This window comes from Natrinema altunense, assembly GCF_000731985.1.
GTDB lineage: Archaea > Halobacteriota > Halobacteria > Halobacteriales > Natrialbaceae > Natrinema > Natrinema altunense.
This window is the reverse complement of the sequence record NZ_JNCS01000005.1, coordinates 114,655-134,344: the sequence shown is the minus strand read 5'-3', so window position 1 is coordinate 134,344 and position 19,690 is coordinate 114,655. Positions and strand designations below refer to the sequence as shown.

At 65.5% G+C, this 19,690-nt stretch carries 15 protein-coding genes; 8 read left to right on the top strand and 7 right to left on the bottom strand.

Features of this window, described 5'->3' with window-relative positions; genetic code table 11:
* Window positions 1–39: 39 nt before the first annotated feature.
* From gyrA to psmA, 4 genes are all read right to left on the bottom strand, one after another.
* Window positions 40–2,523 carry a DNA gyrase subunit A gene (gene gyrA / locus ALTAJ2_RS11620; RefSeq protein ID WP_007109600.1) on the bottom strand — a complete coding sequence of 828 codons (2,484 nt, stop codon included), beginning with the start codon at window positions 2,521–2,523 and terminating at the stop codon, window positions 40–42.
* 18 nt (window positions 2,524–2,541) lie between these two features.
* The gene (gyrB, locus tag ALTAJ2_RS11615; protein ID WP_007109599.1) at window positions 2,542–4,470 is read right to left on the bottom strand and encodes a DNA topoisomerase (ATP-hydrolyzing) subunit B; all 1,929 of its coding nucleotides are present in this window, start codon (window positions 4,468–4,470) and stop codon (window positions 2,542–2,544) included.
* 100 nt (window positions 4,471–4,570) lie between these two features.
* Complete coding sequence (gene psmB / locus ALTAJ2_RS11610) at window positions 4,571–5,290, bottom strand: archaeal proteasome endopeptidase complex subunit beta (RefSeq protein WP_007109598.1); 720 nt, start codon at window positions 5,288–5,290, stop codon at window positions 4,571–4,573.
* Window positions 5,283–6,026 carry an archaeal proteasome endopeptidase complex subunit alpha gene (gene psmA, locus ALTAJ2_RS11605; RefSeq protein WP_007109597.1) on the bottom strand — a complete coding sequence of 248 codons (744 nt, stop codon included), beginning with the start codon at window positions 6,024–6,026 and terminating at the stop codon, window positions 5,283–5,285. The genes psmB and psmA overlap by 8 nt, the downstream gene beginning before the upstream one ends.
* 343 nt (window positions 6,027–6,369) lie before the next feature.
* Between psmA and ALTAJ2_RS11600 the strand changes: the two genes are divergently transcribed.
* The 7 genes from ALTAJ2_RS11600 (at window position 6,370) to ALTAJ2_RS11575 (ending at window position 15,805) form a co-directional block, all read left to right on the top strand.
* Window positions 6,370–7,608, top strand: a complete 1,239-nt coding sequence (locus ALTAJ2_RS11600; protein WP_007109596.1) for an NRAMP family divalent metal transporter — start codon at window positions 6,370–6,372, stop codon at window positions 7,606–7,608.
* A gap of 189 nt (window positions 7,609–7,797) precedes the next feature.
* The gene (locus tag ALTAJ2_RS11595) at window positions 7,798–9,057 is read left to right on the top strand and encodes a hypothetical protein (RefSeq protein ID WP_007109595.1); all 1,260 of its coding nucleotides are present in this window, start codon (window positions 7,798–7,800) and stop codon (window positions 9,055–9,057) included.
* Window positions 9,054–10,058, top strand: coding sequence for a hypothetical protein (locus tag ALTAJ2_RS11590; RefSeq protein WP_007109594.1), 1,005 nt, complete (start codon window positions 9,054–9,056; stop codon window positions 10,056–10,058). Before ALTAJ2_RS11595 ends, ALTAJ2_RS11590 begins: the two co-directional genes overlap by 4 nt.
* Before the next feature lie 107 nt (window positions 10,059–10,165).
* Window positions 10,166–11,614 carry a dihydrolipoyl dehydrogenase gene (locus ALTAJ2_RS11585; RefSeq protein WP_007109593.1) on the top strand — a complete coding sequence of 483 codons (1,449 nt, stop codon included), beginning with the start codon at window positions 10,166–10,168 and terminating at the stop codon, window positions 11,612–11,614.
* Window positions 11,615–11,764: 150 nt separating this feature from the next.
* On the top strand, window positions 11,765–12,121 hold the full coding sequence (locus ALTAJ2_RS18735) for a DsrE family protein (protein ID WP_081603370.1): 357 nt from the start codon (window positions 11,765–11,767) through the stop codon (window positions 12,119–12,121).
* Window positions 12,122–12,242: 121 nt separating this feature from the next.
* On the top strand, window positions 12,243–14,717 hold the full coding sequence (locus ALTAJ2_RS11580) for a DNA topoisomerase VI subunit B (RefSeq protein WP_007109592.1): 2,475 nt from the start codon (window positions 12,243–12,245) through the stop codon (window positions 14,715–14,717).
* Window positions 14,714–15,805: a DNA topoisomerase IV subunit A gene (locus ALTAJ2_RS11575; RefSeq protein WP_007109591.1), complete on the top strand. Its 1,092-nt coding sequence runs from the start codon at window positions 14,714–14,716 to the stop codon at window positions 15,803–15,805. Before ALTAJ2_RS11580 ends, ALTAJ2_RS11575 begins: the two co-directional genes overlap by 4 nt.
* 106 nt (window positions 15,806–15,911) lie before the next feature.
* Here the strand turns inward: ALTAJ2_RS11575 and ALTAJ2_RS11570 are convergent, their stop codons facing one another.
* Together ALTAJ2_RS11570 and ALTAJ2_RS11565 are read right to left on the bottom strand one after the other, a co-directional pair.
* Window positions 15,912–16,904, bottom strand: a complete 993-nt coding sequence (locus ALTAJ2_RS11570; protein ID WP_144240244.1) for a zinc-ribbon domain-containing protein — start codon at window positions 16,902–16,904, stop codon at window positions 15,912–15,914.
* Between the two features lie 62 nt (window positions 16,905–16,966).
* Window positions 16,967–18,319: an Nramp family divalent metal transporter gene (locus tag ALTAJ2_RS11565; RefSeq protein WP_007109589.1), complete on the bottom strand. Its 1,353-nt coding sequence runs from the start codon at window positions 18,317–18,319 to the stop codon at window positions 16,967–16,969.
* Between the two features lie 248 nt (window positions 18,320–18,567).
* Here ALTAJ2_RS11565 and ALTAJ2_RS11560 point away from each other — a divergent pair, with 248 nt between their 5' ends.
* Window positions 18,568–18,873: a hypothetical protein gene (locus tag ALTAJ2_RS11560; protein WP_007109588.1), complete on the top strand. Its 306-nt coding sequence runs from the start codon at window positions 18,568–18,570 to the stop codon at window positions 18,871–18,873.
* A 107-nt stretch (window positions 18,874–18,980) separates the two neighbouring features.
* Here ALTAJ2_RS11560 and ALTAJ2_RS11555 read toward each other — a convergent pair whose 3' ends face one another.
* Complete coding sequence (locus ALTAJ2_RS11555; protein WP_007109587.1) at window positions 18,981–19,679, bottom strand: MBL fold metallo-hydrolase; 699 nt, start codon at window positions 19,677–19,679, stop codon at window positions 18,981–18,983.
* Between the last annotated feature and the right edge of the window lie 11 nt (window positions 19,680–19,690).

The window sequence follows — 19,690 nt, the reverse complement described above, 5'->3', positions numbered from 1 at the left end:
ACCGCCGGTCTCGAGTCGTTTCCGGTCGCCGGAAACGCGTTATTCGGACGCGTCGGACGTGTCGTCGCTGGTCGCCGACGCCGGGATGTCGTCGACCGCGGCGACCGCGTCGCCGTCTTCGACCGCCATGACGATCACGCCCATCGTGTTGCGGCCGACGGTCGAAATCTCGTCGACGCGGGTCCGGACGATCTGGCCGCGCTCGCTCATCAACACGAGTTGATCGTCGTCGTCGACCGCCTTGACGGCCGTCACGGGACCGTTTCGCTCACCGGTCTTGATGTCGATCAGCCCCTTGCCGTACCGGGACTGAGTGCGGTACTCGGAGAGCAGCGTTCGCTTCCCGTAGCCGTTTTCCGTGACGGTCAGCAGCGCCTGCTCGTCGCCCTCGTCGGTCGCGACGAGGCCAGCCACGGCATCGCCCTCCTGCAGTTTGATGCCGTTGACGCCGCGTGCGTTCCGGCCCATCGCGCGGACTTCCGCCTCGTCGAAGCGGATCGTCATGCCGCCTTCGGTCGCGATGACGAGGTCCTGCGAGCCGTCGGTGACCTCGACGTCGACGAGTTCGTCGCCTTCTTCCAAGTCCGCGGCGATGATTCCCGTCGAGAGGATGTTGTCGAACTCCTCGCCGGCCGTGCGCTTGACGTAGCCGTTCCGGGTCGCCATCGTCACGAACTCGTCGTCGCCGAAGGCGTCCGTGTCGACGATGGCCGTGATGTCCTCGCCGGGATCGAGATCGAGGATGTTGACGGCGGATTTCCCGCGTGCGGTCCGCCCCATCTCGGGGATCTCGTAGGTCTTGAGCCGGTAGACTGCACCCTGATTCGTAAAGCACAGCAGGTAATCGTGGGTGTTCGCCCGGAAGACCGTCGAGACGTTGTCGTCCGTTTTGACGTCCGCGCCGATGATCCCTTTCCCGCCGCGACCCTGGGGGTCGAACTGCTCGATCGGCATCCGCTTGACGTAGTCGTCTTCGGTCATGACCACGAACACCTCCTCTTCCGGGATGAGGTCCTCGTGGGTGACCGTCCCCTCGTCCTCGACGATCGAGGTCCGACGGTCGTCGGCGTACTCGTCTTTGATCTCGCGGAGTTCGTCTTTGATCACCGAGAGCAGCTCGGACTCGCTCTCGAGGATCGCCGTCAGCCGCTCGATCTCGGCCTGGACTGCTTCGTACTCCTCGTTGATCTCGGCAGCCTCCATCGAGGTGAGGCTGCCCAGTTGCATCCGGACGATGTGGTCGGCCTGGTCCGCGGAGAAGTCGTAGGCCGCCTGGAGGTTCGCCTTCGCGTCCGACCGCGTCTCGCTGTCGCGGATCAACTCGACCACGTCCTCGGCGTTCTCGACGGCCGTTAGCCGTCCCTCGAGAATGTGTGCTCGGTCCTCGGCTTCCGCGAGGTCGTACTCGCTGCGTCGGCGGACGACCTCGCGACGGTGGGAGATGTACTCCTCGAGCGTCTCCTTGAGCGAGAGCACGCGCGGTTGGCCGTCGACCAGCGCGAGGTTGATCACGCCGAACGTCCGCTCGAGGTGGTTCTCGAGCAGTTTGTTCTTGACGACCTCGGCGTTGGCCCCGCGGTTGAGTTCGATGACGATCCGGACACCATCGCGGTCGGACTCGTCGCGCAGGTCCGAGATCCCCTCGATCTCGCCCTCGTTGACGTCGTCGGCGATGCGCTCGACCAGGCGAGCCTTGTTGGCCTGGAATGGGAGTTCGGTGACGACGATCCGTTCGCGCCCGTTCTTCCACTCCTCGACCTCGAACTCCGCGCGGACTCGGAGGCGACCGCGGCCGGTCTTGTACGCCGAGTAGATGGCGTCGCGGCCGACGATGTTCGCGCCCGTCGGGAAGTCGGGGCCTTTGACGTGCGCCATCAGGTCGTCGACCGTCGCGTCGGGATCGTCGATCAGTTCGATCGTCGCGTCGATGACCTCGCCCAAGTTGTGCGGCGGGATGTTCGTCGACATCCCGACCGCGATCCCCGAAGAGCCGTTGACGAGCAGGTTCGGAAACGCCGCCGGAAGCACGTCGGGTTCCTGCAGGCGGTCGTCGTAATTCGGCGAGAAGTCGACCGTGTCCTTGTCGATGTCCTCGAGCAACTCCTCGGCGACGGGGGCCATCCGGGCCTCCGTGTATCGGGGTGCGGCGGCCGGATCGCCGTCCATCGAGCCGAAGTTCCCCTGGCCGTCGACCAGCGGATACCGCATCGAGAAGTCCTGTGCCATCCGGACCAAGGTGTCGTAAATCGCGCTATCGCCGTGTGGGTGGTAGTCACCCATCGTCTCCCCGACGATCGAGGAGGACTTGCGGTGGCTCGAGCCGCTCGAAACGCCCATCTCGTGCATCGCATAGAGGATGCGCCGGTGGACGGGTTTGAGCCCGTCGCGGGCGTCCGGTAGTGCGCGACCGGCGATGACGCTCATCGCGTAGTCGATGTAACTCTGCTCCATCTCGTCTTCGATACGGACGTTTTCGACTGACCGTGCCTCTACGTCCGTCGGATCGGGTACGTCTGAACTCATATGGTTACGTCACGTCGTCTATATGTCGATCCACTCGGCTTCGGGGGCGTGGTCCTTGATGAACTGCTTGCGGGGTTCGACGGCGTCGCCCATCAGGACGGAGAACATCTTGTCCGCCGCGGCCGCGTCCTCGATGGTGATCTGTTTTAAGATGCGGTTGTCGGGGTTCATCGTCGTCTCCCAGAGCTGTTCGGGGTTCATCTCGCCGAGCCCCTTGAACCGTTGGACCTGCGAGGGGGTACCGTCGCACTTCTCCGCGACGATCGCGTCGCGTTCGGCCTCCGTCATCGCGTCGTAGGTCTCGCCGCGATACCGGATGCGGTACAGCGGCGGCTGGGTGGCGTAGACGTAGCCGCCCTCGAGCAGCGGCCGCATGTGTCGGTAGAAGAACGTCAACAGGAGTGTCCGGATGTGTGCCCCGTCGACGTCGGCGTCGGTCGCCATGATGATCTTCTTGTAGCGGACGTCTTCGATGTCGAACTCGTCGCCGATCCCTGCCCCGATGGCGGTGATCATGTTCCGGATCTCGTCGTTCTCGAGGATGCGGTCGAGGCGGTGTTTCTCGACGTTCAGGATCTTCCCTTTGATGGGCAGGATAGCCTGGAAATCGGGGTTGCGGGCCTGTTTCGCGCTGCCGCCCGCGGAGTCGCCCTCCGCGATGAACAGTTCGGCCTCGTCGGGGTCTTTGGTCTGGCAGTCGGCCAGTTTACCGGGCAGCGAGGTGGACTCCAGAGCGGACTTCCGGCGGGTGAGTTCCTCGGCCTTCTGGGCAGCCATCCGGGCCTTCGCGGCCTCGACGGCCTTGGCGACGATCGCCTCGGCGGTGTCGGGGTGCTCCTCGAAGTAGGTACCCAGCCCCTCGTGCATGGCGCTCTCGACGATGCCACGAACTTCCGAGTTACCGAGTTTCGTTTTGGTCTGCCCCTCGAACTGGGGATCAGGGTGCTTGATCGAGATGACCGCCGTCAGCCCCTCGCGGATGTCCTCGCCCTTGAGGTTGTTATCGAGGTCCGAGAGGAGGTCGTTCTCGTTGGCGTAGTCGTTGACACACCGCGTCAGCGCGGTCTTGAAGCCGGTGAGGTGGGTCCCGCCCTCGCGGGTGTTGATGTTGTTCGCGAAGGCGTGGATCGAACCCTGCAACTCCTCGGTGGCTTGCATCGCGACTTCGACCTGGATGTTCTGTGCCTCGTCCTCGAAGTAGATGACGTCGTCGTGCATCGCCGAGCGCGTCTCGTTCAGATAGTCGACGAACTCGCGGATGCCGCCGTCGTACTCGTAGGTCTCGGCGACCGTCTCGCCCTCGTCGGTCTCCTCGCGCTCGTCCCGGAGCGTGATGCGAACCCCCGAGTTGAGGAAGGCCAGTTCTCGAAGCCGGTTCGACAGCGTCGAAAACGAAATCTCGCCGGTCTCGAAGATGTCGGTATCCGGCCAGAACCGGATCTCCGTGCCCGTTTCCTCGTCGGGTTCCATGTCGCGAACGCGCTCCATGTCGCCGACGGGTTCCCCGGCCTCGAACGCGTGACGGAAGACGCCGTCGCGTTTGACCTCGGCCTCGAGGCGTTCGGAGAGGGCGTTGACGACCGAGACGCCGACGCCGTGAAGGCCGCCGGAGACCTGATAGGACTTGTTGTCGAACTTGCCGCCGGCGTGGAGGACGGTCAGAATGACCTCGAGCGCAGGGCGGTCGTACTCCTCGTGTGTATCGACGGGGATACCACGGCCGTCGTCCGCGACGCTCACCGATCCGTCCTCGTGGATCGAGACGGTGATGTCGTCGCAGTGGCCGGCCAGTGCCTCGTCGATCGAGTTGTCCACCACTTCGTAGACCAGATGGTGGAGTCCTCGAGAATCGGTAGAGCCGATGTACATCGCCGGTCGCTTTCGTACAGCCTCCAGGCCTTCCAAGACCTGAATCTGCCCGGCTCCGTACTCGCTTTCCTGGGACATGTAAAACCTGCTTTCGGATAGCAGTCCGGCCCTAATAAAAGTCACGTGTACGCGCGCGAGCGCGAGCAGGACAGCGCCGAGCGAACGGCCCCGCTGTGGCCTAGATAACCGCGTCGAAGTCGTCGTGACCCCGAATGTCGACGCCCTCGTCGGTGATCGCCGCGAGGAAGACGCCGTTGCCGGAGCCGGTATCGCGCTCGACGGCGCTTTCGATCGCACGAGCCGCCACTGACTGGGCGGCCTCGAGCGAGAGGTCGTCCTCGTACTCCTGCTCGAGGAGGCCGTAGGCGAGTTGCATCCCGCTGCCGGTGACGGTGTAGTCGTCGGCCATCACGCCGCCGGCGGGATCGATGCTGTAGACGTGGCTCCCCTCGGCGTCGACGCCGCCGAGGATGGGGTTGATCGCTCGGAACGGGCCGCCGCGGGCGAAGTTCCCCGCAAGCGTTGCCAGCGCCTCGATGGGCATCGGCTCATCGCGACGCGACTCGTAGAGGTTGACCTCGGCCCGCAGCGTTCGGATGAACGACTGTGCGCCGCCGACCGAGCCGACGAGCGTCAGCGCGCCCGTGGGGTGGATCTGCTCGACCTTCTGGACGTCCTTGTTCGAGACGAACCGCCCGCCCAGACTGGCACGCATGTCCGTCGCGATGACGACGCCCTCGTCGGTCGTGATACCGATGGTCGTCGTCCCCGTGGAGTTGACGTTCTCGCCGTAGTCGTCGCTGGCCTGGCTGCCGTCGGGAAGCGATCCCAGTTCGGGCTCGTACGGCGACGGGTCGCCGTTCCCCTGGGGTGTCGACGGCTGAGTCCAGTTATTCATCGGTCTCCTCCGGCGTGTCGACCTCCGCGAGGATCGACTCGAGGCGGTCGGTTTCGACCGATCGGAACGATTCGTCGTCGGTCGTGACCGTCGCGACGTCGACGTCGACGGCATCGACGAGGTCGTCCTCGGCGGCGCTGAGCGCGCTCAAGGCGAGTTCGATGCCGCCGTCGACGTCGAGGTCCTCACGGTAGTGCTCCTCGAGGTAGCCCTGGATGGTGTCGCGGTCGCCGCCGATAGCGGCCGCCTTCCACTCGTAGTCCGTCCCCGAAGGGTCGGTCTCGAACAGTTTCGGCTCGCCGTCGTCGATGCCGCCGACGAGGAGGGCGACGCCGAACGGCCGGGCACCGCCGGTCTGGGTGTACTCCTGAATGTGGTCGGTGACCGCGCGGGTCAGCGTTTCGACGCCGATTCGCTGGCCGTAGCGGAGCTGTTCTCCCTGTGCGCGGCGGCGAGCGAGATCGACGAGTTGGCGGGCGTCGGCGACGTGGCCGGCGCTCGCGACGCCGACGTGGTCGTCGGCCTTGTGGATCTTCTCGACGCTCTCGCGTTCCATGAGCGGCGAACTGACCTGCCGGTTGGCGGCGAGAACGACGCCGTCGGACGTTCGAAGACCGACGCTCGCGGTGCCGCGCTTGACGGCCTCGCGGGCGTACTCGACCTGGTAGAGGCGTCCGTCCGGGGAGAAGATGGTAATTCCCCGATCGTACGCCTGCTGATTGGATTGTCCTTGCATAGATTTCAGTCTTCACCTCTGGTAAGGGATAGAAATATATAGGCCTTCTTCTGAAGGCAACCTGGCCTACGGCGGTCCGTCCGTCCCGGACACACAAGAACGTACTGCCAGCACACGCCGCGCTCGCGGGAATGCGGCGATTCGTTCGGAGCCAGCGAACGAAAGAGCCGTCTGCTATCTCAAGCGTTCCCCTCAACCGACTCCCAGCCGTCACTCTGGTACAGCATTCCGAACAGGTGTACACAGGTGCGTGGGTTCCGTCCGAACCGCCTCGAGAACCGCGCAGCCGTCGGGTGGCTCGAGGGGGCCGAGACACCTGCCGCTTTTCGGGATGCCACGACTTATGGAAGAACACAGTACCGCGGTGGACGTTTCCGTCGAAAAGGCCAAAGAAACAATTCATCAATACGGGCTCGGGCTCCTCTTTGCGGCGAATATTTTCGGAGCCGGGTCCGTGTACATTCTGACGCAGGCGGGCGTCAGCTTCGGGTTCGGCCTGTTGTGGGTCCTGCCGCTGGCGCTCGGCGTCGGGCTAACGATGCACGAGATGTCGGCCCGGCTGGCGGCGAGAAACGAACCACTCATGGAGTACATCAGGAGCGTGATCGGACCGACGGCGGCGAAACCGTTCGCCATCGGCATCGCATTCATCATGCAGTTCTGGAGCGTCGCAAACTACGCACTCGCCGGGGCCGCACTGGTCTTTCTCACCCCGCTCTCGAGTTTGTGCGTGGGAATTATCCTCATGGCTGCGCTCGGTATCTCGCTGGTCGAGCTCCGTGTCTACAGCCGTATCGAGGGCGTCATCGCCACGCTCGTGCTCGGGATCTTCGCCTCGTATCTCGTTATCGTCGCGAACCTCCAGCCGTCGCTCGGGGGGGTCGCCCTCGGTTTCGTCCCGACGATCGCCGCCGACCTCGACTACCTGACGATGATCATCGCGCTGATGGGGACGACGGTCTACTATCCGAACTTCTTCATTCAGACGAGCATGCAACACGAGAAGGACTGGGAGGCCGTCTCCCGGTACCGGAAAGACCACACGTTCGGACTGGCCGCCGTCGTCGCCCTCAGCGCGACGGTGATCATCGCGGCGGCGATGGCCGTTCCCGACGGGACGCTCACGCTGACCGCACCCGCACGGCCGCTCATCGACATGGTCGGGCCGTGGGTCCTCGGCGTGTTCGTCCTCGCCGTCGGCGCTGCATCCTTTACGAGCGCGACCGGCACGCTGTTCGCCGCCGGGTTCATGGTGCCTCAATCCTACGCGCTGCACACGCAGTTCGGCGACATGCACTTCCGTCGGACCGTTCACTTCCTGATCGGGCTCTCCGTCGCCCTCGCGATCCCGATCCTGGCGTTTACCGAGTTTACACCGGTCAGGCTGGCGCTTCTGATGCCCGCGGTCAACGGCGTCGTCGGCCTGCCGATCACGGCCCTGGCGCTGTTTGCGGCGATCAAACGGTACGCCGACCCGAGTCGACTCGAGCAAGCGGTCTTCATCGCCGCCGTGGTGCTGATGTTTCTGATCTCGCTCGTGACGGCCGAATCGCTGACTCGCTCGATCGTCGAACTCCTGTGAGTAGCCGTTCGCGAGCGACGGGGTCAGCGGTCCCGGTGTGGATACGTCGGGAACGGACCGTCTCACCGCCGTTCGACCTGCTTTTCGGCCGCTCGCCGGACCGTTCGTGCGTCTCGACCGTCGCCGTCGCTCCGAATGTGGCATGCTCCGGCACAATCCACTTATCCCCCGTTCTGGTAGGGTGGGCCGATGCTTCCGCTCGTCGCCGGCGTGCTCGTTCTCGTCGGTTGTGCGGTGGTTTTCGAACTCGTGTCGTATCGGGCGCTCGAACTGATCCCCTCGGTCGCCACCGAGGAGTTCCCCGAGATCGACCGGGAATTACTGGGGAAGTTCAGCAGTTTCGACCCCGAACTTGGCTGGTGTCCCCAGCCGAACCGGGAAAAACAGAAGGACACCGGCGACCACCTCCCCGGCGAGGAGGTCCGGAGCGTCGTCACCTACTCGACCGACGAGTACGCGAGCCGGGTCTGTCCGGCGGCAGAGCGCGACCCCGACGCCGAACTCACCGTCTCGACCTACGGCGACTCCTACTGCTTCTGCCGGGAGGTCGACAACGACGAGACGTTCCAACACTACCTCGCGCAGGAACTCGACACCCACGTCGCCAACTACGGCGGCGGGAACTACGGCCTCGACCAGGCGCTCATGCGGCTCAAACGCCAGTATCCGGATGATCCGACCGACCACGTTTTCATGGTCGTCACCGCCTCCTCGATCGCGCGCATCCTCTCCGTTTGGAAACACTATCAGGAGTTCGGGAACGTCCTCGCGGTCAAGCCACGGTACGTCCTCGAGGACGGCGAGTTGGAACGGATCGACAGCCCCGTCGACGAGAAGGTGGACCTGCTCGACCTCGAGTCGAAAGCCGACGTCCTCCGGGAGTACGACTTCCATTACGACCACTGGTTCGAACCGCACTTCGCGACGCGGCCCTACACCGCTGCCTTCCTCGAGAAAAACGAACACGTCCGCTATGCGGCTTACACCGCGGGGAAAGAACTCGAGCGCCGGTTCGGCCGGTCGCTGCCGGGGATCGACTTCGACCTGGCCCAGACGCAGTCGGCGCTGCGGCTCGAACGGCCCCGCGTCCGGTATCACGAGCGGCTGTTCGAGACCCACGAGTTCCTCTTCGACGCGCTCGTCGAGGAGTTCGTCGACTACGCGGCCGAACGGGAGTTCGAACCGACGTTCGTGATGGTCCAGCAGCTCCGGTACGCGACCTACGAGTCGGAACACGGCCCCATCTACGGCGACTTGCTCGAGCGACTCGCGGATCGATACGACGCGTTGACCACGATCGATATGGCCACGCATCTCGTCCCCGACGACGGTGACGTCGAGTCGCTGTACGTCGAACGCGGTGAGGGCGGCCACTACAGCCCCGAAACCAACGCCGAGATCGCGCAGGTGCTGGCCGCGGTCGTCGAGGAACGGGCGGTCGCCGAATGAACCCGGTCTATCTCGCCGTCGGGATCGTCGTCCTCGTCACTGGAATCGTCGACATCGTCTGGACGACGCTGTGGGTCGACGGCGGCTCCGGGCCCGTCTCGGGCCGGCTTACGACCGGGATCTGGAAGGGGCTCCGCGCCGCGACGGGGGACCGCAACCGGGCGCTCAGCCTCGCCGGCCCCCTCATTCTGATATTCACGCTCGCGACGTGGATCGGTCTCATCTGGATCGGCTGGACGATCATCTTCGCGAGCGAGCCCCTCGCCGTCGTCAACAGCCGGACCGGCGGCCCCGCCGACTGGTGGGGGCGGTTCTACTACGTCGCCTACACGATGTTCACGGACGGGAACGGCGACTACACGCCCGTTTACGGCGGCAACGTCTGGGAGGTCGCCAGCGCGTTCACGACGGCCACCGGTATGGCCTTCGTCACGCTCGGCGTCTCCTACGTGCTGACCGTCCTCGGTGCCGTCGCCGACAAACGCTCCTTCGCCAGCACCGTCACGGGGCTGGGCAACCGCAGCGAGGCAGTCCTCCGAACCGGCTGGAACGGCGAGGATTTCCGCGGGCTCGAGCTGACCGTCGAATCGCTCGCGGCGGATCTGAGTTCCCTCGCCGAGCAGCACAAGTCCTACCCGATCCTGCACTACTACCACAGCGAGCAGGCCGAGCGGGCCTCGGCCGTCGCCGTTCCGATCCTCGACGAGACGCTCATGCTGTCCCGGTATGCGATGCCCGAGGGGGACGGGCTCGACCCCGCGATCGTCGAGAACGGTCGCTCGAGCGCACAGAGCTACCTCGAGACGCTGGACGACTCGTTCATCGATCCTGCACCGTCGGTTCCGCGAGCCCCGGACCTCGAGCGCCTGCGGGAGGCCGATATCCCGACCGTCTCCGACGAGGCCTTCGCCGAGGCGCTGGCCGACCAGACCGAGCGGCGACGGCGGCTCCTCGGCGTGGTCGAGGCGGACGCGTGGGAGTGGCCGCCGGTCGAGGGGTAGCACGGGGTCGGCACCCGGTAGTTTTCGAATACCTCTCGAGCGGATTCCGACCTGGTCCCGCGGAAACGCAGCCCGATATTCATTGCGTTGGCGGCCGTCCTCCGCCCATGGAGGAGTACGACTTCCTCGTCATCGGCTCCGGATCGGGGCTCGACGTGGCGAACGCGGCGGCGAATCAGGGCCAGTCGGTCGCGATCGTCGAGAAGGGGCGGCTCGGCGGGACCTGTCTGAATCGGGGCTGTATCCCCTCGAAACAGTTGCTGTATCACGCCGACGTGCTGGAGACGATCGAGCGGGCCGACGCGTTCCACATCGACGCGACCGTCGAGGACGTCGACTTCGCCGAGATCGTCCGGGAAGTCACCGCGGATGTCCACGGCAGTTCCGACTCGATCGAGCGTGGCCTCGTCTCGTCGGACCGCCACGATCTCTACCAAGCGGAGGGTCGGTTCGTCGACGAGCGGACGATCGAACTCGTCGTCGGGGACCACGACGGCGAACGACTCACCGCCGACACCGTCCTCGTGGCGGCCGGGACCCGCCCGGCGGTCCCGCCGATCGACGGCATCGAGGCCGTCGACTCCCTCACCAGCCGCGAGGCGCTCCAACTCGAGTCGACCCCGGACCACCTCGTCATCGTCGGCGGCGGCTACATCGCGGCCGAATTGGCGCAGTTCTTCGGCACCTTCGGCAGCGACGTCTCGATCGTCGGCCGGCGGCCGTACCTGCTGCCCGACGCCGACGCGGAGGTCGCCGCCGAATTTACCGAGCGCTACGCCGACCGCTTCGACGTCTACACCGGCTACGAGGCCACCACGGTCGTGGAGTCCGGAGGCTCGATCACCGTCGAGGCTCGGCCCTTCTCGGAATCCGACGGCGACGCGGACGCGGAGACGGCCGGTCCCGGCGAGACGGTCTCGGTCACCGGCGACGAACTGCTCGTCGCGACCGGCCGCGTCCCCAACACCGACACGCTGAACGTCGAGGCCGCCGGCATCGAGACCGACGCGGCCGGCTTCGTCGAGACCGACGAGTACCTGCGGGCGACCGCCGACGGCGTCTGGGCGCTGGGCGACATCGTCGGCGAGTACCTGCTGAAACACAACGCCAACCACGAGGCGCGGGCGGTCACGCGGAACCTGTTCGGCGAGGGCCTCGAGCCAGTCGACTACTCGGCGATGCCCTTCGCCGTCTTCGGCTCGCCGGAGGTCGCCGGCGTCGGCCTGACCGAACAAGAAGTTCGGGAGGCGGATCGGGAGTACGCCACGCACACCTACCGCTACGAGGAGACCGCCCGCGGGTCGGCGATGAAAGCGTCGGGGTTCGTCAAGCCGATCATCGACCTCGAGGGGGAGATTCTGGGTTGTCACATCGTCGGCCCCGAGGCTTCGGATCTGATCCAGGAGGTCGTCGTCGCGATGACGGCCGGCTCCGGAACGGTTCGGGACATCCGGGAATCGGTCCACATCCACCCCGCGCTCTCGGAGGTCGTCCAGCGGGCCTTTTCGGGGCAGTTCACGCGGGGTGGCGGGCACGACCACGGCCCCGATCACTGACGTCGTTCGGCAAGATGAGACCACCCGCCGCGTTCCGTCCCCGATATCGCACGCCTCGAGTCGACTAACAGTCGCCGCCGTCGACGGCTCTTCGACCGTGCATACGACCGCCGTTCCCTTTTGTAGTCCACCGGCATCCCTCCATCCGTACTGACGAACGCAGCAATCGTAATCCTGGCAGGCACCGAATCGCACAGCGATACCGGGCGACTCGTCAACGGTCTCGAGGCGGCCAGGGAGTTCGTCGAGAACCCCGACGACGACCTCGAGCTGATCTTCGACGGGGCCGGGACTCAGTGGATTCCGGAACTGGAAGCCGAGGACCACGACTACCACGACCTCTATCGGTCGGTCAGCGACGAGGCGGCGGCCTGTGACTACTGCGCGGGCGCGTTCGGCGTCGAGGATGCGATCGACGACGCCGGGGTCGTCACGATCGACGACAACGAGGGGCACCCGAGCATCCGCTCGCTGATCGACGACGACTACGAGATCATCACCTACTAACCGGCTCGAGAACCCGACAACGGACCGATCTGCGGCACCGACGAAGTGAAAACGCCGCTGCGGATTCACTTTCACTCCGGTAGCACACAGCTTTTAGCCCCGCCGTTAGTACAGGGGGACGATGACGTCGTTCCAGTCGACACTCGGTGACGAGTCGGGGATCGCCGAGGAGCTGGCCGAGAGCCAGCAGTCGATCTCCATCGCCGAGTTCTTCGAGAAGAACAAGCACATGCTCGGCTTCGACAGCGGCGCTCGAGGCCTCGTCACGGCCGTCAAGGAGGCCGTCGACAACGCCTTGGACGCCGCCGAGGAGTCGGGCATTCTCCCGGATATCTACGTCGAAATTCAGGAAATCGGCGACTACTATCGCCTGATCGTCGAGGACAACGGTCCGGGTCTGACCAAGGAATCGCTCCCGAAGGTTTTCGGGAAACTACTCTACGGCTCTCGCTTTCACGCACGCGAACAATCCCGCGGCCAGCAGGGGATCGGGATCTCCGCCGCCGTTCTCTACGCTCAACTGACCAGCGGCAAACCCGCCAAGATCACCAGTCGCACGCAGGGCTCCGATGAGGCCGAGTACTTCGAACTCATCGTCGATACCGATACCAACGAGCCCGAAATCAGCGTCGAGGAGACGACCACCTGGGATCGACCCCACGGGACGCGCATCGAACTCGAGATGGAGGCCAACATGCGCGCCCGCCAGCAACTCCACGATTACATCAAGCACACGGCGGTCGTCAATCCCCACGCCCGCCTCGAGTTGCGCGAACCGCAGGAACACTTCAAGTTCGAGCGCGCGACCGACCAACTCCCCGCGGAGACCGAGGAGATCCGTCCCCACCCCCACGGCGTCGAACTCGGCACCGTGATGAAGATGCTGACGGCGACGGACTCCCAGACTGTCTCGGGGTTCGTCCAGGAGGAGTTCACCCGCGTCGGCAAGAAGACCGCTGACTCGATCATCGACGCGTTCCGCGACCGCCACTACGGCCGGGAGATGCGCTGGCGGCCGCCGACCACACATGAAGACATCGACCTCCACGGCGCGGTCGAGGACGCGACGGCGAACAAGGGTGCCGAGGCGACGGCGGCGTTCGCCGAAGCAATCGCCGACGGCGTCGCCGACCACGACCGCATCGCACACCACGAACTGCTCGAGACGGTCGAATCGGCGGCCGAGGCGGTCGAGGACGAGCACGGAACGACGTTCGGCGACACCGTCCGCGAGAACGCGGTCGAAGCGGTCTGGCTCGAACTGATCGACGCCGTCGAGACGGACGAGGGCGACGGGGCCGAGGGAGACGGCGACTCCCGGCTGGTCGCCGACCTCTACGACCTCGCGGACGAGGCGACGAGTACCCGCAAGGACGACGAGATCATCCACGCCTTTGCCGACCGACTCGCCGCCAAGTTCGACGCCGAACTCGAGAGCGACGAGGAAGACGCCGGGAACGTCCGCCACCGGCTCACCCGCACGGACCTCCGGGAGCACGTCGACCGGGTCGCCGACCTCACCGAGGAGTACGACGACGTCTCCTTCGGCAAGACGGCCCGCGAGAACGTCACCGACGCGATCTGGGGCGTGATGGCAACCGTCCCCGACGACCCGCCGCTCGTCCGGGAACTCGACGGCGACCGCGACGCCACCAGCGACCTCGTCGACGCGATGCGCGCGACCGACATCATGGCACCGCCGACGCGGTGTCTCGCGCCCATCTCCGAGGAGCTCATCACCGCCGGTCTCAAGAAGGAGTTCGACGCGGACTTCTACGCCTCCGCGACCCGCGATGCGGGCGTCTCCGGCGGCGATCCGTTCATCGTCGAGGCGGGGATCGCCTACGGCGGCGAGTTACCCGCGGAGGGGACCGGTGACGTAATGCGATTCGCGAACCGAGTGCCGCTGGTCTATCAGCGCGGTGCCTGTGCGACGACGGACGTGGTCAAGTCGATCGGCTGGCGCAACTACGGGCTCGACCAGCCAGGCGGCTCCGGCCTGCCGAACGGGCCGGTCGTAATCATGATCCACGTCGCCTCGACGAACGTTCCCTTCACGAGCGAGTCGAAAGACGCCGTCGCGAACGTCCCGGAGATCGAAGACGAGATCGAGCTCGCGATCCGGGAGGCGGCCCGCGACCTCAAGAGCTACCTCAACAAGCGCCGGTCGATGCAACAGCGCCGGAAGAAACAGAACGTCCTCGGGAAGATCCTCCCGGAGATGGCCACAAAGGTCGCCGAAGTGACCGGTCGCGACGAGCCCGATATCGACGACGCGATCGCCCGCATCATGAACAACGTCCTCGTCGAGCGCGACGTGAACGAAAACGGCGACGGACAGGCGGTCTCGGTCGTGGTCGAGAACAACTCGAGTACGAACGAATCCCTCGAGATCACCGACATCGTCTCGGCGGAGCCGACCGCCCTTTCGGACGGCGCGACGGTCGTCGAGATGGACGGCGAGTGGTTCGTCAAGTGGGAACCCGAGGTGGGAAGCGACGACGAGGCGGCCCTCGAGTACGAGGTCCCGGCCGACGCGACGTTCGATCTGGACGTCAAAGGCGTCGAAAGCGAGAAACTGACCGTAAACCAATGAGCGCAGACGACACCCAACAGGCACGAGAACAGTTGATCGATCTCGCGGCGCAGTTCTACGACCAGTTCGAACTGGGCGAGATCCCCCACATGTCCGTGCCGACGCGGACGAAGAACAACATCGAGTACGACGAGGAGATGGACGTCTGGGTCTACGGCGACCGCGAGTCGACGCGATCGGCCAACTCCGTCCGCGGCGCACGAAAGCTCCTCAAAGCGGTCTACACGATCGAGTTCCTCGCCGACCAACTCGAGGAGGACCGGTCCTCGACCCTGCGTGAACTCTACTACCTCTCGGAGAGTTGGGACAACGACGAGGCCCAGTTCAACGACCAGGACGAGTCCAACAGCATGGTCGAGGACCTCGAAATCGTTTCCGGGGTCACTCGCGAGGACTTCCACATGCGCCCCGAAGAATCCGGTGCGACCCTCATGGGGCCGTTACACCTCCGCGAGCAGACCCGGCGGGGCGAACGCGAGATTCACTGTCAGGAAGACGTCGGCGAAGGCGGGTACCAGATTCCGAACAATCCGGACACGATCGAATTTCTCGACTGTGACGCCGACTTCATCCTCGCCGTCGAAACCGGCGGCATGCGAGACCGGCTCGTCGAAAACGGGTTCGACGAGGAGTACGACGCCCTGATCGTCCACCTCAAGGGCCAACCCGCGCGGGCGACCCGCCGGATCACCAAGCGACTCCACGACGAACTCGGGCTCCCAGTGACCGTGTTTACCGACGGTGACCCGTGGTCGTACCGCATCTACGGCTCCGTCGCCTACGGTTCGATCAAGTCCGCCCACCTGTCGGAGTACCTCGCGACCCCCGAAGCGGACTTCATCGGCATCCAGCCCGCCGACATCGTCGAGTACGAACTGCCGACCGATCCGCTCTCCGATTCGGACATCAACGCCCTGGAGAGCGAACTCGAGGACCCGCGGTTCCAGACCGAGTACTGGGAGAAACAGATCGAACTGCAACTCGACCTCGGGAAGAAGTCCGAACAGCAGTCGCTGGCGTCTCACGGCCTCGACTTCGTGACCGAAACCTATCTGCCGGAGCGGCTGGACGAGATGGGCGTCCTCTGAGGAGGCGACCGTCGTCGAAACCCGACGGGTCGGTCCGGACGCGACCGGGGCCGCTTCGGGATCGCTGGCGTGTCCCGAGGACGGTCGAGCCCCACGAACGGCGATTTCAGAGCCGATCCCGTTCCGCGTTCGGCTCCGCTGACGAATCGCTCATTTCCGGGTCCACGACCGGCGCATGATCGCCCGCGGCGGTCGCGGCTGACTCCGCGTTCGCACACTGTCGACAGTAATAGTTGCGGCCGCCGGTGGCGGTCACCGGCACGCCCAGTATGCACAGTTCCGCACGGTAGCGCCGCTCGAGTCCGCGGTCGATGGGACCGGCACACGCGGCACACGGTTCGTCGGGGGCGACGACGGAGCGGTCGTCGACCGTGTGTGTCCGCCCGTTCGTCAGCACCGAGTGGCGGTTCTCGAGGCGGCGACTGACCGACGGGAGCACGCTCGTCGCCGCAATCGCGAGACCGAGTGCGAGCACGAACAGACCGAGCCCTACGGCAGAGGACCCCAATTGGATGCCGATCGCGACGGTGAGCGCCGCCAGCACCCATCCGAGGGCTGCGAACCCCCGCCGGAACAGGGTCGAGTCGGTCGTGGTGTCATCGGGTCGGGCGGTATCGACCGACTCCGCTCGCACGACTGTCCGCTCGGTACCGTCAACGTATCGGTACGCGCCGTAGAGGACGTTTCCGATCCCCATCGTCCACCAGACGGTGAGCAACGCGATCAACAGGTGATCGGCCACGCCCCCGAACGTTCGTCGGACCAACACCGCGTGATCGCCGAAGTCGTGTTCCAGTCGCCAGCCCTCCCGCGAGGCGGCGGCGATTCGACGCTCGAGACGGTCGCGGTCCGTCGCCGTGTTCGAATCGCGGCCGATCGTCCCGCCTGGCTCGCGGCTCGTATCCGATCGCGGGCGGTGTTCGGCCCCCGGCTGCGACAGCGATGTCGCCGCCGACCGCGACCGTCCGCTCGAGCGGGCGGTCATCGCGCCACAGCGTGGACAGTAGCGCATCGCGGGCTCGAGGGGTGTGCCGCAGTCGGTGCAGTACAGCGACCCAGTTCGGCCGTCGCGCCGGCGTCGTGGGCGGTCACTGCGCATAGTCGTCCGTCGGTGACTGCGACACTAACTCTTTGGAGCCGTCGGAATTCCAACCCGGACGGTCAACCGATGACCCCGAGTCGAACCGCGGCACCCATCACCCCGAAAAGCAATACCAGGAGCAGGCTGACGACGTAGTACGCGTGCCAGGCCCGCGAGGGACGGAACGGGTCGGGCAGGTTCTTCTCGACGACGTACCAGTTGGCCGGGTAGAAAACGATCTCGGTGACCGCTAACACCGCGGCGACGGAGAGCAACAGCGTCACCGGGACCTCACCCAGCGCGAGGACCATCGCGCTGCTGACGGTGACGACGCCGACGACCACCAGCTTCCGTACCCGCTCGCTGTCGATATCGTCGTTCTCGAGGGCCATCGGCAGGACATCACCGGTGGCGCGCGCAGCGCCGTCCAGCAGCGTGATAACCGTCGAGTACAGCGCGGCGAACCCGCCGAGCAACATCGCGTAGTACGACCACTCGCCGAAGGAGTCGCTCAGGATCGAGCCGATCGCGACCGCGAGGTTCGCGTCCGTCGGTGGCTCCGGATAGAGCACGTTCGACGCCAGAACCACCATCGCGACGATCAGCAGGAAGCTGAACAGGTAGCCGATGTTGAAGTCGCGGCGACCGGTCCGGATCCACGCCCGGATGTAGTCGTGGTGTTTCGGGTCGTCGGGATCGAGCCCTCGCTCCTCGAGTTCGCTCGCGCCGTCGCCTTTCGCCATGCTCCAGCTGCCGATCAGGATGCTCGTGCTGAAGCCGGTCGGTGCGAAACCCGCGGCGGCGGCGAACAGTCCGATAAAGACCGGCCCGGTCAGATCGGGCACCGCAAAGGCCGTCTCGAGGACGACATCGCCCGACGGCGGGCCGACGATCACGCCTAGGAGGACGAGAAGGCCCAGTGCGATCGTAAAGGCGATCAGGGCCGTCTCGAGCAGGCTGTACCGCGAGACGGTCACGAGAAGGCCCGCGCCGCCGACGAAGACGACGTACGCGATGGGAGCGGTGACCCACCCGGGCGTGAGCGCGGCGACGAACGCGGCCGTGCTCATTCCGACGCTGGCCGTGATGAACGTGTACATCCCGGTGAACACGAGTATCGTCACCCAGAGTGCCCAGTTCTTCGGCCCGGGGAGCTGGTCGTAGGCTTCGATCGGGTTCGCGCCAGCGCCGTAGTTGTACCGAATGCCGAGTTCCCAGGCCCCGTACTTCGCGGCGTAGATGAGCCCGAACATCCAGATCGCGACGAGCCCGAAGGTCCCGCCGAGGGTGGGTGCGAGCACGATGTGGCTCCCGCCGATACTGATCAGGGCCCACAGCATCGATGGGCCGAAGTGTTCCCTGAAAAACCCCCGCCAGTCCCGCTCCGGGTACTCGAGGTCCGGCTCGGGGACCGTCGTCTCCTCACTGCCCATCCGGATCACCGATCGTCCCGGGTGTCGTCTCGTCGCCCGAGAACGCGGGGGCGAGTCGGATCGTCTCTCCGGCTATGGTAACAAACATCATGACTGTCGAAGAATTTTCCACGGGGTACTTATATCGTGCGACTTGCGACTCGATACCAATCACGTCGGCGAGATGGCCGGGCCTCTCGTCGGTGCCCTGTGACTGCAGGTGCAATCGGTTCCCGTCTGTGGCGGGTCTTCCCGGCTAGACTCGCGATATGGCCGACGACAACGACAGCGAACGCCCGTTGCACAGCGAACCCGACGAGGAGGCGATCGACGAGCCGACGACCTCCCCCGCACAGGAGGCCGACGAGACCGCGTGGATGTTAAAGGAGGGCGTCACGATCGGTCTCATCGCCATCGGTGCCATGGTGGTGCTCGGGCTGGGCCTCCTGCAAGGGACCGGCCTCGTCGATCTGTTCGCACCGATCGCGGACACCGAGTTCGGGCAGTGGGCGGCGTTCGCAGTGTTGGTACTCGTCGGTATCGCGGTGTTCGTCTGGTCGCGACTGGGCGTCTGATCCACCGCGAGCGTGTTTCCCGACCACCGCCAACCGCCCGTGACGACCGCGGTAACCGCGTTCGTCGCTCGAGAGATGCGCACCCTCGGCGCAGCCGTCAGCGCCGTTTATTCGTCGAGAGCGACCGGAATCCCGCGTCTCGCGACGTCGACGACGAACGCGTCCGCGTCGGCTTCGACCGCAGGAACGGTATCGTAGCGGACCGGGACCACGAGGTCGGGCTCGATTCGTTCGGCCAGCGACGCGGCCTCGTGGCGATCCATCGTGACCGTTCCGTCGATCGGTGGGAGGAAGCAGTCGACGGTCACGGCGTCGTGAAAGCCGTGAACGTCGGTATCGCCGGGCCAGAACGCCGTGACGCCGTCGATCGTGATGCCGAAGCCACAGCCTCGTCCTTCGGGGTGATAGGGAACGCCCTCGTCGTCCGTGTGCGGTCCGTCGGGGTCGTTGTACGCCGGCGTCGTGAAGAGATCGAGCGGTCCGAGGACGAACGACTCGTCCGCGCGGACGCGTTCGACATCGAACGGCAGGTCCTCGGGTCGCTCGCTGCTGCCCTCGCTCGCGTCGATCGATTCGTGGACGACGACCAGTGCGTCATCGCGAGCGACCCGTCGAATCGATTCGGGGTCGTAGTGGTGGCCATGAGAAACGAGGATCAGATCCCCGTCTCGAGGCTCGGAGCCGTCCAGAACGCCGGCTCGTTCCGGGCCGGGGTCCGTGTAGACGACCGCGCCGGTCTGTCCCTCGAGCCTGACGGTCGCGAGGCCGACCCACTCGAGAGTCACCGCGTCGAATCGTACCGTCATGTCTAGTGGTT